Raw genomic sequence first — 17,401 nt, forward strand, 5'->3', positions numbered from 1 at the left:
ATTGCGTGATTTGCAATGCAGCGTGGGTTCATGACGGCTGCTGCGAGCGAGTCAGGGGAAGGTTCAACCAGCGCCGCCCTGTGGCATTCGCGATGGCATTGCCAATGGCCGCAGCCATTGGTCCCTGGACGATCTCGGCGGCGCCGAGAAACGGTTGTCCCGGTTGATCGAGCAGATGGACGTCGACCTTTTTGGGCACTTGCGAAAAGCGCAGGATCGGGTAACCACTCCAGTCGTAGCTGCGAATGCCTCCGGGGTCATAGGCGACTTTTTCATACAGCGTCCAACTGGTTGACTGGACGACCCCCCCTTGCACTTGGTTGCGCAAGCCGTCGGGATTGACGATCTGCCCAACGTCCACGGCTGTGACGACGTGATCGATCTGCACTTCGCCAGTCTGAGGGTGCACCTGAAGGCGCACCGCGATGGCGCAATACCCCATGATGTTTTTGTAGCGGGCGAACGCGAAACCTATGCCCGCGCCAGGAGCGCTGCTTCTTTGCGGCCAGGCAATGGCGTCGCGAACTCGCTCCACCACGGCTCGCGCCCTGGGATCGGTCAGATGGGCAAGGCGCAAGGCAACTGGATCGACTTCGGCCTTGATGGCCAGCTCATCCATGCAGGCCTCGATTGCGAAAATGTTGATGTGCGCGCCGAGTGAACGCATGGCCGATGTGCGAAATGGCATCTCGGTAACGAAGTTCATGTCGATGCGCGTCGAGCCCAATGTGTACAGGGGCACCGCGTTGCGATCGCCGTCGCCTTCGGGTTGTGCGATAGGCACCGAAGGCGCAGAGATGAAAGGGCGGGCCAGCAGCCGCGCCGGCAGCAAGCGTCCGGCATTGACGATGCGTTCGTTATGAGGCGTGGTCCATAGCTCGCAGTTCCAGTCCTGCAGTCGACCCTGCGCATCAAGGTTGGCCTGGACCTCGGTAATCATCGCCGAGCTGTAGGGCTCCCAGAGATTTTCCTGTTCGCGCATCCACTGCACCCGAACCGGGGTGCCCGGTAGTCGCATGGCAATCAGCGCCGCGTCGGCCGCTGCATCGTCCGCGCCGTTGTGACCATAGCAACCCGAGCCTTCGGTGTGGATACAACGAACGCGCTCGGGTGGCAGTCCTGTCATTTCGGCAATCCCGGCGCGCAGGGGGTACACACCCTGTGTGTGGGTCCAGACCGTGAGGGTGCCGTCCTTGAGCCAGGCCACGGCGCATGACGGGCCGATGGAGCCGTGCATCAAATACTGTTTGGTTACGCGCGCGCGGTAGCTATGGTGGGGCACGTCTTGCGGGGTACCTTCATGACTGATTGGATAACGGCGTGAGGGGAGCCGTTCGAGCAAGGTATGGATCGATCCAGACTCGGGGATTGCCTGACCACCACTCCAATAGGCCGACTCGTATCCGCTGCGCATGGCCTTGATCGCTTGCCATTCATCAAGCGCCACCACGGCCAGATAATTACCATCACGAATCACTTGCACGACCCCGGGCAGCATCTTGATCGATTTCGCATCGAAGACCTCCAGCCTGCTGCCGGGACGCGGCGGGCGGATGACTCGCGCATGCACCATGCCTGGCAGACGAATGTCTTGAACGAACGCGGCACCGCCGCTGACTTTGGCCGCAATATCCAGCCTTTGCAGCGAATGGCCGATCAGCTTGAATTGCGTCGCCGGCATGACCGGCGATTCGGCCTTGGCGTAGAGGTGCAGATCGACATTCTTGACGGCGTCGGCATAGCTCATTCGCTGCCCGGTGGGGCCGAGAATGATGCCTTGCTCGGTGCTCAGCAGTGCCGGCAATACCTCCCAGCTACGCCCGGCCGACTCCAGCAGTAACTCACGTACCTGCGCCGCCGCGTTGTACAGCGCGGTCCCACTGTCGAAAATACTGTGGCTACCGGCGGTGTAGCCTTCGTTAGGTGTCAGAGCCGTATCGGCGGTAAGCAAATTGATCGCCGCCGGGGAGACTTCCAGGCGTTCCGCGGCTATTTGCAATAGGGCTGTCTTGACGCCGGTGCCCAACTCAACCTTGCCGGTGTAGACGGTGATGCCATCTGCGCCGACCCGGATCCAGGCATCGAGATAGGGGTTGGTGCGCAGGCTGCCGGGCAGGTCCGGCGCCCGCACTACCGTGCCAAGCGTATCAACTTCGGTGTCTGCCCATGCGCGTCGGGTCATCGGCGCGAGGGTGAATGCCATCAACAAGGCGCCGCCCTTCAAGAAGGCGCGGCGACTGTGAGTCATCTCTTTAACCTGCGTCATAGCGAACTCCGGTTTTGCCTGGCTACAAGGCTGATCGCGTCGATAATTCGCAGGTGGGTTCCGCACCGACACAGGTTGCCTGCCATGTACTGGCGTATGGTCTGTTCGTCCGGGGACGGATTGCTTTCCAGCAATGCCTGGGCGCGCATCAACATACCGGCGATGCAGTAGCCGCACTGGGCCGCCTGTTTATCGATGAAGGCCTTCTGTAAAGGGCCGGGGCGCTCGACGGTGCCGAGGCTTTCAACCGTTCTAACCTGTTTGCCGTCAAGGCCCGCGCAGGGTGTCACGCAGGAAAACACAGGCTTGTCATCGACAATGACGGTACAGGCACCGCATTGGCCCAAGCCGCACCCGTATTTGGCGCCATTGAGCCCCAGGTGATTGCGCAGCGCGTAGAGCAGCGGCATGTCAGGTTCCAGCTCCAGTGTCTGGGGCGAGCCGTTGACATTGAGAGTGACTTGGGTCATTTCGTCTCCTGGCGTATCGCTTCAAGGGTGGCAGAAAGGTCAGTCCAGGGTTGGTCGGGACTGGCCTGGTGGCGCAGGTATGACGCCAGGGCTGAGAGTTGGGCGTTGTCGAGGCTGGCGGCAAACGGCGGCATCACCGGACCCGGCACGCCCGGGATGGCCGGGATGCCATCGAGTACGGTTTTCAGGAAGTTGCGCGCGCTTGAGGCTTGTAATGCTGACGTACGATTCAACGCCGGACGCCCGTCGATTTCGCGCATCGGTGCCGCCGCGCCATGGCAACCGGCACAGGCGCTGGCGAAGAGCATGGCGCCACTGGCTTGGGCGGCGGGCTCGGCGCTGGCAGCATCGGGATGGATTTCCCTGATCACAGCCCTGCCGGGCAGACTCAGCAAGTACTCGGCAATCGCCTCTGCATCGGCCACCGGCATGCGTGCCAGGCCAAGACTGACCGCACGCATCGGTCCAGCCGCGGTGCCATGCCCCTCCACGATTTCCGCGCGAAGGTAGCGCACCAATTGCTCAGTGCTCCATGCGTTTGCACCACGGGCCATGCCGAGTAGCGAAGGCGCTTGCCAACCCTCCACGGAACCGCCCGCCAGGCTTTCGCCGCTCTTCTGGGCACCGAGTAAGTTCAGAGGTGAATGACACCCTGCGCAGTGGCCGGGCCCTTGGACCAGATAACGCCCGCGATTCCAGGCTTCAGATTGTCGTGCTACTGGCGTGAGTGGCTTGGCGTGCAGGAACAGCAGATTCCAGAATGAGACTAGCGGGCGGATGTTCATCGGGAAGTTCATGTCGTTTTGCATGGCCGGTGAGTCCACGGCAGGGCCGCTCATCAAGTACGCATAGGCGTCAGCGATGTCGTCTGTGGTCATGCGCCGGTAATGTACGTATGGAAAGGCCGGGTAAAGGAAGTGACCATCGCGTGAGATCCCTTCGCGCATCGCCCGCTCGAATGCCGGCAGCGACCATTGGCCAATTCCGGTCTGCGGATCCGCAGTGATATTGGTGCTGTAGAGCGTGCCAAACGGCGTTCTTAGCGGCAGGCCCCCCGCCATGTATTGGCCCCCGGGTCGTGTATGGCACACCGCACAATCGCCCGCCTCGACAACGCGAGCACCGCGTTGCAATTGTGCGGAATCGAAGGTTCGCGGACGCTCGATGGGAGCTATCGCCGGACGCCACATCAGCATCACGGCCCCGATCGCGCCTACCGAAGCCAGGACCACGGCGCTGATCCATAACGGCTTGGCTCTGATGAAACTGCCCTTCATGAAAATGCCCGGTGCCGCAGACGCGCGGTCGCAAGTGATGATGAGTTGGGGGTCATGAACAGCTCCTCGGTCAGCCTGGGAAGGGCGCCGGAGGAGAGACCTCTGCGCCAAGTGCCGAAGGTAAGGAAGGTGTGGCTGTTGGAGTATCCGCGGATCGCGCAATAGCCTGTTGCGCCAAGCGCAAGGCGAGTGCGCGTTGCATATGGCGCATCACTCAATTGCTCATGGGGTGGATTCTGCGGATCGACCGCTGCCTTTAGCCTTGACGCCACTTTCTCGAACTCAACGAGGTGTCATCATGCTCACGGGTAACCCGGCGGCAACGGCCAAGGCCGAACAATCTGCTTCACTCTCTGGCCTGATGGTCGCGTTCCTGGCGTTTTGCTGCGGCGCGGTCGTTGCCAACCTTTATTACGCTCAGCCAATTGTCGAACTGATCGCGCCGCAGATCGGCCTGTCCAGCGCCAATGCCAGTCTGATTGTTTCGCTCACACAGTTTGGTTATGCGTTGGGCCTGCTGTTGCTGGTGCCACTGGCCGACCTGATGGAAAACCGACGCCTTGTCGTGGGTTTTACCCTCGCTGCGAGCGTGACCCTGTTGTGTGCCGGTCTGACGCATTCGCCGTCGATGTTCCTCATATTGTCCTTGCTGATCGGTCTTACCTCAGTGGCGGTGCAGATTCTTGTGCCGCTGGCGGCGCATCTGGCGCCGGAAGCAACGCGTGGGCGCGTTGTTGGCAACATCATGAGCGGGCTGTTGCTGGGCATTCTGCTGTCACGTCCGCTGTCGAGCCTGCTGGTGGAAGTGTTCGGCTGGCGCGGGGTGTTTTTCAGCGCCGCGGCACTGATGGCCGTCATCGCCGTGATTATGGCGACTGCGCTGCCGCGGCGTGTGCCGACTCATCAGGCCACGTACCCGGCGTTGATCGGTTCGGTGTTTGCGCTTGCCCGTCGCCACCCGGTTCTGCGGCAACGTTCGTTGTATCAGGGCTTATTGTTCGCCAGCTTCAGCCTCTTCTGGACCCTCGCGCCCATCGAGCTGATACGTAACCACGCGTTCAGTCAGGCGCAGGTTGCGATTTTTGCGCTGGTCGGAGCCGTCGGTGCAGTGGCAGCACCGATTGCCGGGCGCTTGGCCGATGCTGGGCATGGCCGCCGCGGGACGCTGGCTGCACTGCTGTTGGCACCCGTCTCGCTATTGATCGCGGCGCTGCCTGGCAGCAGTTACCTCTGGCTGGTGGTGTGTGCAGCGCTGCTGGATTTCGCCGTGCAACTGAACATGGTGCTGGGCCAACGAGAGGTGTATGCCATCGACCCGCACAGTCGCGCGCGCCTGAATGCGGTTTACATGACCAGCATCTTCGTGGGGGGTGCCTTGGGCTCGTTGGTGGCGAGCCCACTGTATGAACATTTCGGCTGGAACCTGTCTGCCGTGACGGTGGCATTGTTGCCTGCTCTGGCTTTGCTAATGTTTCTGGGACGTAAGGCAGAGGCCTGAGCGCCAGGCGTCGGTGAAAGGTGTGAGGTGCGTTCGTACAAGACGGCGCGAGACGAGTGATGCACAATCGTCTGCGTTCCTTTTCGACCGGATTGCACCTATGGACAAGCTGCTGGCATTGAAGATGTTTGTTGAAACCGTGCGTTGTGGTGGTTATTCCGCCGCGGCACGCAAACTCGGCATCTCGACATCTTCGGTGACACGCCAGGTGGCAGGACTCGAAAATGAGTTGGGCGCCAGTCTTCTTAACCGTACGACTCGCAACACCAGCGTTACCGTCGCTGGGCAAACCTATTTCGAGAAGGCCGTCGCCATTCTCGATGCCATTGATCAAGCCGATGCCGTAGTCGCCGACCGTGGCATCGAGGCCCAGGGACGCCTACGGATCAGCGTCCCGGTGGAGTTTGGTCGACGAATCATCGCGCCGCATCTGGGTCGATTGCTTGCTCGTCATCCAGGACTCGAAATCAGCGTGTCGTTGAGCGATCAGGTCAGCGACCTGCTGAGCGAACAGATCGATGTGTCGGTGCGTCTCGGATCGTCGGTGGTCAGTGAGGATATCGTCAGCAAACGGGTAGGGGCCTTCCAGCGCTGGGTGGTGGCCAGCCCGGACTATCTGAGTCGTCACGCGGTGCCGTCTCATCCCCGTGACTTGCTGGAGCTACAATGCCTGCGCTTCGATTACGGTGGTTCGCACCACCACTGGACGTTCCAGGGCGAGGACGAAAGCATCCAGCTCAACGTCCACGGTCGCCTGCAAAGCAACAACGCCGATATCCTGCGTGAAGCGGCGATCGCCAGCGGCGGGGTGGCCTTGCTGGCCGACTGGCTGGTACGTGACGACGTCGCCGCCGGCCGGCTGGCACGGTTGCTGGAGCATTATGAAGTCAATCCCGGCAGCGCGAGCAGTTGTATCAATGCCCTGTATTTACCCAATCACCGGGGCTCCAGCCGGATCAATGTGTTCATTGATTTTCTTGAGGAGATCCTCGCGCCTGATCGATTGGATAACCGCTAGCGCCAACTCAGGTGCGTAGTTTTCTGTCGGGAGAACCGGGGTGGCACAACAGAAAACGCATGCGCCAGAAACGACAAAGCCCTGATTAATCAGGGCTTTGTCGTATAAAGATGGCGGAGGCGATGGGATTCGAACTCATGGACCTGTTACAGTCGACGGTTTTCAAGACCGTTGCCTTAAACCACTCGGCCACACCTCCGTATTGCGTTGCGGGCGCCATAATACCCGAATGAAACACACTGTCAAACTCTCTACGTAGCTTGTTACAGAGCGTCTGTTATCATCCTTGCCACTGAATGTTTCAAAACCGGAGGAGTGTCGCCATGCGCGAACAGGATTACGCAGTGAACAACAGCGTGCAGGCTGAGCAGCTAGAGGTTAGCCGCGTCCTGCGCAACACTTATGGCCTGCTGGCACTCACGCTCGCTTTCAGCGGTGTGATGGCCTTCGTTGCACAACAGATGCGCGTCGGCTACCCGAACATCTTCGTGGTGCTGATCGGTTTCTACGGCCTTTTCTTCCTCACCAACAAGCTCCGCGATTCGGCCTGGGGCCTGGTTTCGGCCTTCGCCCTGACCGGCTTCATGGGCTTTCTGCTCGGCCCGATCCTCAACCGTTACCTGGGAATGCAGGGTGGCGCCGAAGTGGTCAGCTCGGCATTCGCCATGACCGCGCTGGTGTTCGGTGGTCTGTCGGCCTACGTGCTGATCTCCCGCAAGGACATGAGCTTCCTGAGCGGTTTCATCACCGCAGGCTTCTTCGTGTTGCTCGGTGCGGTAGTTGCCAGCTTCTTCTTCCAGATCAGCGGCCTGCAACTGGCAATCAGCGCCGGCTTCGTGCTGTTCTCGTCGGTCTGCATCCTGTATCAGACCAGCGCCATCATCCACGGCGGCGAGCGCAACTACATCATGGCGACCATCAGCCTGTATGTATCGATCTACAACCTGTTCGTCAGCCTGTTGCAGCTGTTCGGCCTGATGGGTCGCGACGACTGATTGCATGCGTGATATGAAAAGCCCGCTTCGGCGGGCTTTTTTTCGTCCCCGATTTTTCGTTATGGCCAATTGCCCGCAAAAAAGCCGAATCGTGATGGCGCCTTTGAATAATTGATCTACAACTATGACAAGGGATTGCATTGCCAGGGGCGGCATGAGGTAAACCGGTCAACCACCGCGCGAAATCTTCGCCATGTTCCCCCCCGATATCGTTCGCATTCGGCTATCCGAGCCAGGTCTGATTGCGCCCGTTTTTCAGGCGCCAAGGAGGTGTACGCACGTCACTGAGCGTTAACCGTGAGCCGGCGGGGGCAACGCGCCCTGGCCCAATAACAAAGGAAGCCCTGCGCATCAATCAGGAGATCGATGATTTGGCAGGCGTTGCCCCTATAAGGAGATACCGATGATTAAGTCCCACGCAAAGATCCTTGTACTCATGACCTTGGCCGGCGGGTCGTCCATGGCCAATGCCGGCACCTTCCCTGATTTCGGCTTCGCCCCTCCCAAGAGTGAATATTCCGGCCCTGCGTTCCAGCTCAGCCAGAACTATCCCACCACTGCCCCTGGCGCCGCGTCGATGCCAGCGTTCTTCAAGATTCTGCCAACAACACGCAGCAATGATTTTGAAACCTGGCGAGCCTATATGGAGGGCGTCAAGCAATACTGTCTGGAGGGCAACGCCGAGACCAACTGGAATGTGCAGAAAAACGCCGTCCGCCAGTGGTATCACATGCCCTGGCAGCATTACGGGCCGAGCGGGCGTGAAGGCATCCACGGGCTGACTCGAGAGGCGCCTATTCAGCCTAAACAGCTCGCTCACACACAGTTGGAGTCCGGTCAGACTTATGCGGTGGGGATCTATAACGATATCGGTGCCTTTACCATCGGCCAGGTCTGGAAAGATCCGCAGAACCCTGACCCGAGCTTCACTTCAAAGCCCAAGAGCTTCCCCAACGGCACCGTGGTGTGTAAGGCGTTGTATGCCGACATCGATGTCAATTCGGTGCCGTCATTGGCCAATCCCTTGCTGCTGGATGCCTACACCGCCGTCACGTTTACATCCACTGATCGCGTCGTGAAAAAAGTCGCATTGATCCAGATGGACATTGCCGTGCGTGACTCGCGTGTCAGCGAGACCGGATGGCTCTTCGGGACCTTTCAGTACAACGGCATCGATAAAAGCAAAGGCGACTGGGAAAACCTGGTGCCGGTCGGAATCATGTGGGGTAACGACCCTGAAGTGACCAGCAGCGAGTTCACCAATCCGACCCCGACAGAAACCAAAATCAACCCTGCGTTGAAGCAGACCGCAATCAATGCCAATACCAAAGAACTGCCGCCGACCCACCTGGGTTGGAACGGACGCCTCAATGGGCCGGTGGACAACCCGCAGGCTTCATGCCTGAGCTGTCACATGACCGCTGAATACCAGCAACTGGCGATCATGAACCCGACTTTCCAGGCCAACCCACCAGCGCCGGGTACTGAAGAGTGGATGAAATGGTTCCAGAACATCCCCGCCGGCCAACCCTTTACGCCGGGCACCCAAAGCACGGACTACAGCCTGCAATTGTCCGCGGCCTTGGCCAACTTCTATGACTGGAAATGTAATCACAGTGGCGTCTATGCCGATGGCAAGAATGCTTGCGAAAAAATCGTGCCGCTAAAATTGATGAAAGCAAGCAATGCGCCTCAGGATGAGGTGCAAAAAGTGCAGCGCAGTCCTGAGCTGGAAGACCTCGAGTAACATAAATCCCGGCCTCGGATGACACCGAGGCCGGGTCAGGTTCATGCCATGGGTGGCAGTCGCCGCTTGACCGGAGTCTTCTTGACGATGGCGGTGTTGGTTTCTGCCAGAACATTGAGCTTGTCCAGCAAGGTGTCCAGTTGCTCCATCGAACGCACATGCAGCCGAGCGATGAAGCAGTCATCGCCGGTGACCTTGTCACATTCGGTAAATTCAGCGATGGCCTGGATCTGCCGTTCCACTTCTTGCAACTGCCCCGGTAACGGGCGAATACGCACAATCGCCTGGAGCTGGTAGCCGAAGCACTTGGGGTCCACTTCAACGGTGTACGCCCTGAGCACGCCACGCTCTTCGAGCCTTCGAAGGCGCTCGGCGACGCTGGGGGAAGACAGGCCGCTCAAGTTTGCCAAGGCCTTGAGGGAGCGTCGGGAGTCTTCCATCAGCGCGCTGATGAGGATCTGGTCGATGTCGTCAGTCATTTTTCACTCCGTTAGGCCAATGCTCGAAGTTGCCTTGATAAAAAAGGTCGAAAGCCAGTTTAGCCTTTCTCGTGCCATGGAGGAGCGCCCCTTTGGCTCGGCATACTGTGCCCACTTGCTGAAGGAGCCTGAAGATGGACAAGACCTTACGTCGCGGTTCGCTGGAAATGACCGCCGCCATGTTGATTTCCGGAACCATCGGCTGGTTCGTGCTGGTTTCCGGTGTGCCGGTGCTGGACGTGGTGTTCTGGCGCTGCGTGTTCGGTGCTGCGACCTTGCTGCTGATTTGCGCCGGTTTCGGATTCTTGCGTCCGGGTCTCCTGACGCGTACCACCTTCTTGCTGGCGGTGCTCAGTGGCGTGGCGATCGTGGGCAACTGGGTGCTGCTGTTTGCTTCGTACTCCCGCGCGTCGATTGCCATCGGTACCGCGGTGTACAACGTTCAGCCGTTCATGCTGGTGGGATTGGCGGCGTTGCTGCTGGGGGAAAAAATCACCGCCCAAAAGCTGTTCTGGCTGGCGGTGTCGTTTCTCGGCATGTTGGCCATCGTCAGCGCCCACGGCGAGCAAGGGCAGAGTGGCGGCAACTATCTGACGGGTATCGCCCTGGCGTTGGGCGCTGCCTTGCTGTACGCCATTGCGGCGTTGATCATCAAGCATCTGACCGGGACACCGCCGCACTTGATCGCGCTGATTCAGGTCAGCACCGGTGTGTTGCTGTTGGCACCCTGGGCGAACTTTTCGGCGTTGCCGCAGCAGCCCGAGGCCTGGGCTAGCCTGGTAACCCTGGGCATGGTTCATACCGGCGTGATGTATGTGTTGTTATACAGCGCGATTCAACGGCTACCCACCGCAGTGACCGGCGCGTTGTCGTTCATCTATCCGATCGCGGCGATTTTCGTCGACTGGTTCGCCTTCGGTCATCGCCTCGAGTTGCTGCAGTGGCTGGGTGTGGCAGCGATCCTGCTGGCGGCAGCCGGCATGCAGCAGGGCTGGGGCATCAAGGTGCGCCGTCCAGCCCTGCCATAACCCATCGTTCGGCGCGGGTCAGAAGATGTAGTCGGTGGTCAGGAAGTTAGAGTCCCGCCCGCGGATGATGTCGCTGATCAGCGCCTTGTTGCTGTCCTGGAACTTGGTCGCCACCAACGTGCGGATCGAAAAGGTGCGCAGCGCATCGTGGACCGACAACGTGCCCTCGGCCGAGTTTTTCCGGCCGTTGAACGGGAACGTGTCCGGGCCACGCTGGCATTGGGCGTTGATGTTGATACGTCCGACCTGGTTGGCGAAGATGTCCACCAGTTTGCCGACTTCGGCCGGGTTGTTGCCGAAGATGCTCAACTGTTGGCCGAAATCGGACTCGAGCACGTAATCGACCACGGTATTGAGGTCGCGGTACGGCACGATGGGGACGACCGGGCCAAACTGTTCTTCGTGGTAGACCCGCATTGCAGTGTTCACCGGATAGAGCACGGCCGGATAGAAGAACGAACCGCGGGATTCGCCACCGTGTTCATTCGTCACCTGCGCACCTTTGGCGGCGGCATCGGCCACCAGCGCCTGCAGATAATCGACCTTGCCCGCTTCGGGCAACGGTGTCAGTGCCACGCCATCTTCCCACGGCATGCCAGGTTTCAGGGCGGCCAGCCCGGCGTTGAATTTCTCGATGAATGCCGGTGCCAGGTCTTCGTGGACAAACAGGATCTTCAATGCCGTGCAGCGCTGGCCATTGAAAGACAGCGAGCCGGTCAGCGCCTCGCTGACGGCGTTGTCCAGATCCACATCCGGCAGCACCAGGCCCGGGTTCTTTGCGTCCAGGCCCAGGGCGGCACGCAAACGGTGCGGGCGCGGATGGAGTTTTTTCAGATCGCTTGCAGCTTTGTTGGTGCCGATGAAGGCAAAGATGTCGATCTTGCCGCTGGCCATCAGCGCGCTGACGGTTTCCCGGCCGCTGCCGTAGATCACATTGATCACACCGGCCGGGAAGCTGTCGCGAAATGCTTCCAGCAGCGGCCGCACCAGCAGTACGCCGAGTTTGGCCGGCTTGAACACTACGGTATTGCCCATGATCAATGCCGGAATCAACGTGGTGAAGGTTTCGTTCAGCGGATAGTTGTAGGGGCCCATGCACAAGGCCACGCCCAGCGGCACGCGGCGGATCTGCCCGAGCGTATCCTGTTCCAGCTCGAAACGGCTGGAGCGGCGGTCCAGTTCCTTGAGGGCGTTGATGGTGTCAACGATGTAATCGCAGGTGCGGTCGAATTCTTTTTGGGAGTCCTTGAGATTCTTGCCGATTTCCCACATCAGCAACTTGACCACCGCCTCGCGTTGTTCGCGCATGCGCGCCAGGAACGCCTCCACATGGCGGATGCGTTCTGCAACACGCATCGTTGGCCACTGGCCCTGGCCGCGGTCATACGCGCGGACGGCTGCGTCCAGGGCGGTGAGCGCAGTCTGTGCATCCAGCAGCGGCGTGCTGCCCAGTATCACTTGTTCGTCCCCCTGCGGGCCTGCCAGGTACACCGGGCTGCGAACAACTGCCAGCGGCCCTTGCCAGGTTTGCAGCACGCCATCGATCAGGTATTCGCGCTGCTCGATCTGTCCCTCGAGGCGGTAGGCCTGCGGAATATCGGCAGCGCTGGGAAACAGGTTGGCGAAGAGGTTGGCTTGGGTCATGTCGTTACTCCATCAATGAAATGAGCCATGGGCTGACGGCTTTCAGGCGTAAATCGCTTTTAGGGTTATACGCCCAAATGGCGGTGCGTTTTAAGTGCCGGGGGGCGAGGGACAGGATTTTATCGGCGTCAGGCAGGTGTGGAGGTGGGCAGGCGGGACTCATTGTCGGTTGGCATGGCGAGTCGCCAACACATGGCTGCGACCCGCCCTGAAGCGCTGGTTTACCAACGCATCCGTACCCCCAGGCTGCCGATCAGCCCGTTGAGGTCGTTGTCGTCGACGTCGCTGCTGTAGTCAGCGCTGATGTAGAGGCTCACCACCGGTGTAACCCGCGCCACCAACCCCAGCCCTACCTCGACGGTGGAAGATTTGCGGCTGCTGCTGATCTTGTCGACTTTGTCCAGGGTCAAGGTGTCGGCACTCTGGACCGTGTGCCAAAGGTTGGTGCGCACGTAGGGTTCCACGCCCAGGCCGTTGACCTGATACGTCCCTTTGAGGCGTGCCCCGACGCGCCCGCTCCAGGTGCTCAGTTCGTTGCCGGAGCCGTTCTCGGCATTGGGGCTGTCGAGGGTGATGCGCTGGTTGATCAGTTGCGCCTGGGGTTCGACCACCCAATGGTCGCTGATACCGATGGGAAAACCGCCTTCGACCGACAACGTGACGGCATTGCCTTCAGCGGCCTGACGCTGGCCTTGCTCGGTGCGGCTGTAACCGTTGACGCGCCCGCCGCTGGCACTCAGGTCCACATGCCAGCCTGCCGGCCCGGTCAGGCTCCAGTACGCCCCCAGATGGGTGCCTTGCAGGTTCAGTGCTTCTTTGCCGGGCTCGGCCATGGCCGGTGTCACTAGCGTGCCATTGACGCGGGTGATGACCTGGTTCTGTCCACTGATCAGGCCCACGCGTTGGGTATGGCCGCTGTCGTTTCGCAAGGTGAAGAGGGCGGGGCTCTTGCTGGAGGTGGGGTCAGTGTTTATGGATGCGGTGCCCTGGCTGTCGGACTGTGTTCGGTCATACCAGAGTTGCGACGTCTGCTCGGCGGGCCAGGCCCATACCTCCATGGACGAACACAGTAACAACGAAGTCGAGATTGTGTAGAAAGTGGTAGTGATCTCTTGTGGACGGAGGGAAGTTTTCATGGGGGCCTGCCTTGCAATCGCATGCGTTTCTCGCTTATGGCGTCTCTCCTACCCCGAACGAGGGGCGACCGAATGGATTGAGGCAAACCTCGGGCCGTCCGCTGTAGCGGGGTTCCGAGGCTTGCCCCTGACTGTATTTCCGGGGGTAGTACGTTGTAGTCAAGAAGACCGGTGCCGTCGCGTCAAGAAAATGAACGATGAATGGCAAACTGAAATCAGAGCCAATAAATAACTGATTTTTTTCGGTTATCCAGATCAGTGAATTGACGTCAATCCACCGTTTCCCCTCTGGTTCATCGACTCACCATTTGATTCGAACGCCGATGTTGCCCGACACACTGCGTTGTTGCGTGCTGTCGAGGTCATGGCTGTAGTCCGTCGCCGCATAGATGCTGACCGTGGATGCCAGGCTCACGATGACGCCGACGCCCAGGTCGCCGGTGGAGGCGCGCTGCTGGGTCTCGATCCGATGGGCATCGTCGAATGTCACCGTATCGGTGCCGGAAAAGGTGTGCCAGACATTGGCCCGCAGATAGGGCTCCACCGGCGTGCCGCTGACCAGGTAGCGACCCTTGAGCCGGGCGCCGAGGCGACCGGTCCAGGCACTATCGGCATCGAACTCGACCCTTGAGACCCCGTCGTCCTGCGTATCCAGAGAGATCTTCTGATGGATGACTTGGACCTGGGGTTCCAGGACCCAGTCAGCAGTGACAGCGAATGGATAACCGGCCTCTGCCGACAAGGTCAGGGCGTGCCCGCGATTATCGATTTTGAGACCGCGTTCGGAGCGGTTGTCGCCGTTGAACCGTGTGCCCATCACCACCGCGTCGACATAGCCGCCGCTGGGGTCGGTGAGTGTCCAGTACAACCCGTAGCTGTCGCCGTCGAGCTCTATCTTGCCGGCGTGTCGGCCCTCAAAGCCCAGGTTGAAACCGTCGACCTTGCCATTGAGTTCGGTATGGCCGACGAAGAAACCGATGCGCTGGGTTTGGCCGCCGGACATCGGCGCGCTGTACAAATCGTTGCCCACCTGAAAACCCTTGATGGACCCGTCCAGCCGCGGGGTCACCGTGCCGGCCCAGGTCTGGTCCAGATCCTTGCCGTAGACCCGGCCCCAACCTGCTCCAAACGCACCGGTTTCGGTAAGCAGGCGCTGGTCGCCCTGACGATCATGGAACGTGCCCAAGGCCATCAGGGTCAGTTGCGCGGCGGCGGGAGGCAGCACCGACCAGTTGGGCACTTCCGGGCGGTACAACGGGATGGGCGCGGCACCGGGCACTGCCGCTGGCAAGGCCGGCAACGTCGAGCTGGGCGCCGCTATCGGTCCGGCGACCAAGTCTGAGCGCAGGTACCAGCTGTTTTCATTGCCGGCCACGCCGCCTTTGAACAAACGATAATCGAAGGCGCCGGCCGAGACCGATTGCGCCAGCGAGAAGGCACCGATGTCGCTGACCGCGCCACCCTGAGCCTGGACCAGCTCGATGCCGTTCTGGGTGGTTTGTGCGCCCATGCCGCCCAGGTTCGTGACCGTAATGGACGTGCTGCCTGTGAGTGTTCCGCCATCGACCACCAGTTTGTCGCTGGAAGAGTCGTCGGCGCCGACCACCGTCTGCAGGCGCAACTGGCCGTTCGTACCGACATAGTTGCCTTGCACGGTGAGGGTGTCGTCGGTGCGGGTGTTCTCGCGGGTGAGGTCAATGATCCCGTTGTTGTTGAGGGTTGCCAGCTGGCCGGCGGTAAACGGCGCGACGCTGCCCTGGGTCGACGTCAGGGTGCTGCTGTCATCGATCGTCAGCGTCCCGGTGCCAGTGGCGCTATCACCTAGCACCAGCGCGTCATCCAGATCCAGGCGTGAGTCCCGGATCAGATTGATCGTTTCCCAGTTGGCATAACGGGCTCCCGTGCCGGAGGTGCTGCTCTCAAAGGTCAGTAGGTCCTGGCCCAACCCGCCATCCACACTGGGCGTGGTGGCGAGCCCTGTTTCGTCAAGGGCGCGCAATACCGCCGTGTCGCTGCCTTCACCCATCAGAACAGCCGAGTGAATGAGGCCACCGCTCCACTGCAATCGGTCATCGCCGGCACTGGCCCGGACTTCGCCGATGATTTCGCCACCGCTCACGGTGATACGGTCGTTGCCACCGCTGACGCTGACGTTGCCGCCGATACGGCCTGCGGACAGGATGATGGTGTCGTGGCCGAAACCGGCCACCAGGTTGCCGATGATCTGCCCGCCCGACATGTCGAACACATTGTCATCGAGTTTCATATCGACCCGGCCGATGCTGCCGCCGGACATTCGCGCAATGTCGCCGTCTTCGAACGCATCGACGATGGTGCCGCCGGTCATCGTGAACTGATCGAGGCCATCGCCTTGGGAGATGGAGAGAATCCTGCCGCCATTCATCACGAACTCATCGCCCTCCGAACCTTGCTCGACGTCGCCGTCAATCACGCCGTTGGCATTGATCTCGATGCGGTCGATCCCGGCGTCGAAAATGACGTCGCCCTGAATGATACCGCTGCCATTGGCCGGCATTGTCAGGCTGTTGTTGCCAGAAAGGTCCGTCAGTCCAGGGCTGGTGCCGCTGTCACAGACATAAACGTCATCGCCCGCCGTTGGCGTCAATGTGCAAGCCGCCATGGCAGATTGAGCGGATAACAGGAAAGGGGCCGATACGCATACCGCGTGGAACAGCCGATTGAAACCTTGATCGCGCAAGCTCATGTGCTATCCCTCTGCATCGGCACCCGTGTTATGCCGGTTTCAGCATCGGTTGCACTACAGAAGGCACGCAGGGCCTGGCAACGCTCGCTGTATGGAAAGGACCCTAACAACGAATAACGAGCGTCGCTACTGTCAGAACTTACAGGTATTGCAGGTAAAGAGCAGTGTTTGGCCTCACAAATGCACTTCCACGCAAAGCGGCAGGTGATCGCTCAGGTGTGTCCAGGGTTTGCTGCCCAGGATTTGCGGGGCATGGCTGGTGGCGTTGCGCAGGTAAATACGGTCCAGACGCAGCAGGGGGAAGCGGGCCGGGTAGGTCCTCGCCGGACGACCGAGGTGGTGCTCGAAGGCTTCGTGCAGGTATTGGCGACGGGCGAGGGCGGTATTGCCGCGCAACTGCCAATCGTTGAAATCACCGGCGATGATCACTGGGGCGTCTTCGGGCAACGAATCCAGCAGTTGGCAGAGCAACTTGAGCTGCAACTGCCGATGGCTTTCCAGAAGGCTCAGGTGCACGCAGATTCCGTGGACCTCGGCATGACCCGGTACGTCCAGCACGCAATGCAGCAGTCCGCGCCGCTCGGGACCGGTGATGGAAACGTCGAGGTTACGAAACTCGCGGATCGGGTATTTGGAGAGCAATGCATTGCCATGATGGCCATCGGGATACACCGCGTTACGGCCATACGCAAAATCGCTCCACATGCTGTCGGCGAGGAACTCGTACTGGGACATTGGCGGCCAGTTCTCGTAGCGCGAAGCGTGGCGGTCGTGTTCGCCCAGCACTTCCTGCAGGAACACCAGGTCGGCCCCGGTGCTGCGTACCGCTTCACGCAGTTCGGGCAGGATGAAACGACGGTTGAGGGCGGTAAAACCCTTGTGGGTATTGACCGTCAGAACCCGTAGCCGATGGACCGCTGCGGGCGTGTCCAAAGGCGTTGATTCGGCGGCTTGCCGGTTGGGATCGCCAGTCACGTTCACTCCTGAATCAGACGTACCTGTTCATGCGACTTATGGTGGCTGCCGCAGTTCCGGATTTTTCCCCGTTGCCAGGTCAATCACGTCACCCGCTGAGCCACCGTTATCGCGAGCAGGCTCGCTCCCACAGGGTAGGGGGC

Annotated in this window: 13 protein-coding genes and 1 tRNA gene; 5 read left to right on the forward strand and 9 right to left on the reverse strand. The window is 60.3% G+C overall.

Features of this window, described 5'->3' with window-relative positions; genetic code table 11:
- Nucleotides 1-28 precede the first annotated feature (28 nt).
- From GKKCFE_RS10545 to GKKCFE_RS10555, 3 genes are read right to left on the reverse strand one after another with little or no spacing between them, the layout of a single operon-like run.
- Nucleotides 29-2,266: a xanthine dehydrogenase family protein molybdopterin-binding subunit gene (locus tag GKKCFE_RS10545; RefSeq protein ID WP_047226587.1), complete on the reverse strand. Its 2,238-nt coding sequence runs from the start codon at nt 2,264-2,266 to the stop codon at nt 29-31.
- Nucleotides 2,263-2,736: a (2Fe-2S)-binding protein gene (locus tag GKKCFE_RS10550; RefSeq protein WP_047226586.1), complete on the reverse strand. Its 474-nt coding sequence runs from the start codon at nt 2,734-2,736 to the stop codon at nt 2,263-2,265. The genes GKKCFE_RS10545 and GKKCFE_RS10550 overlap by 4 nt, the downstream gene beginning before the upstream one ends.
- On the reverse strand, nt 2,733-4,013 hold the full coding sequence (locus GKKCFE_RS10555; protein WP_080962871.1) for a c-type cytochrome: 1,281 nt from the start codon (nt 4,011-4,013) through the stop codon (nt 2,733-2,735). The genes GKKCFE_RS10550 and GKKCFE_RS10555 overlap by 4 nt, the downstream gene beginning before the upstream one ends.
- Nucleotides 4,014-4,311: 298 nt before the next feature.
- On the opposite strand from GKKCFE_RS10555, the gene GKKCFE_RS10560 reads away from it, so the two are divergent.
- Together GKKCFE_RS10560 and GKKCFE_RS10565 are read left to right on the forward strand one after the other, a co-directional pair.
- Nucleotides 4,312-5,511 (forward strand): MFS transporter, encoded by a 1,200-nt coding sequence (locus GKKCFE_RS10560; protein WP_139050378.1) that lies wholly within the window; start codon nt 4,312-4,314, stop codon nt 5,509-5,511.
- Between the two features lie 100 nt (nt 5,512-5,611).
- Nucleotides 5,612-6,529 carry a LysR family transcriptional regulator gene (locus GKKCFE_RS10565; RefSeq protein WP_107322533.1) on the forward strand — a complete coding sequence of 306 codons (918 nt, stop codon included), beginning with the start codon at nt 5,612-5,614 and terminating at the stop codon, nt 6,527-6,529.
- Nucleotides 6,530-6,640: 111 nt separating this feature from the next.
- On the opposite strand, the gene GKKCFE_RS10570 is transcribed toward GKKCFE_RS10565, so the two are convergent.
- A tRNA-Ser gene (locus GKKCFE_RS10570) sits at nt 6,641-6,728 on the reverse strand.
- A 124-nt stretch (nt 6,729-6,852) separates the two neighbouring features.
- Here GKKCFE_RS10570 and GKKCFE_RS10575 point away from each other — a divergent pair.
- Together GKKCFE_RS10575 and GKKCFE_RS10580 are read left to right on the forward strand one after the other, a co-directional pair.
- Entirely contained in the window at nt 6,853-7,524 is a 672-nt protein-coding gene (locus GKKCFE_RS10575; protein WP_039588756.1) for a Bax inhibitor-1/YccA family protein, read from the forward strand.
- A gap of 403 nt (nt 7,525-7,927) precedes the next feature.
- Entirely contained in the window at nt 7,928-9,271 is a 1,344-nt protein-coding gene (locus tag GKKCFE_RS10580; RefSeq protein WP_047226584.1) for a hypothetical protein, read from the forward strand.
- Nucleotides 9,272-9,312: 41 nt separating this feature from the next.
- On the opposite strand, the gene GKKCFE_RS10585 is transcribed toward GKKCFE_RS10580, so the two are convergent.
- A complete protein-coding gene (locus GKKCFE_RS10585) occupies nt 9,313-9,750 on the reverse strand; it encodes an Lrp/AsnC family transcriptional regulator (protein ID WP_047226583.1) in 438 nt (145 codons plus the stop codon).
- A gap of 134 nt (nt 9,751-9,884) precedes the next feature.
- Here GKKCFE_RS10585 and GKKCFE_RS10590 point away from each other — a divergent pair, with 134 nt between their 5' ends.
- Nucleotides 9,885-10,778, forward strand: a complete 894-nt coding sequence (locus tag GKKCFE_RS10590) for a DMT family transporter (protein WP_310662527.1) — start codon at nt 9,885-9,887, stop codon at nt 10,776-10,778.
- Between the two features lie 18 nt (nt 10,779-10,796).
- On the opposite strand, the gene GKKCFE_RS10595 is transcribed toward GKKCFE_RS10590, so the two are convergent.
- The 4 genes from GKKCFE_RS10595 to GKKCFE_RS10610 all read right to left on the reverse strand — a co-directional run bounded on the left by GKKCFE_RS10595 (nt 10,797) and on the right by GKKCFE_RS10610 (nt 17,258).
- Nucleotides 10,797-12,422 (reverse strand): NADP-dependent glyceraldehyde-3-phosphate dehydrogenase, encoded by a 1,626-nt coding sequence (locus GKKCFE_RS10595; protein WP_047226581.1) that lies wholly within the window; start codon nt 12,420-12,422, stop codon nt 10,797-10,799.
- 221 nt (nt 12,423-12,643) lie between these two features.
- The gene (locus GKKCFE_RS10600; protein WP_310662528.1) at nt 12,644-13,558 is read right to left on the reverse strand and encodes an autotransporter outer membrane beta-barrel domain-containing protein; all 915 of its coding nucleotides are present in this window, start codon (nt 13,556-13,558) and stop codon (nt 12,644-12,646) included.
- 301 nt (nt 13,559-13,859) lie between these two features.
- On the reverse strand, nt 13,860-16,283 hold the full coding sequence (locus GKKCFE_RS10605; RefSeq protein WP_310662529.1) for an autotransporter family protein: 2,424 nt from the start codon (nt 16,281-16,283) through the stop codon (nt 13,860-13,862).
- 174 nt (nt 16,284-16,457) lie between these two features.
- Nucleotides 16,458-17,258 carry an endonuclease/exonuclease/phosphatase family protein gene (locus GKKCFE_RS10610; RefSeq protein WP_188251675.1) on the reverse strand — a complete coding sequence of 267 codons (801 nt, stop codon included), beginning with the start codon at nt 17,256-17,258 and terminating at the stop codon, nt 16,458-16,460.
- Nucleotides 17,259-17,401: the final 143 nt, after the last annotated feature.

The organism is Pseudomonas sp. E141, assembly GCF_052659885.1.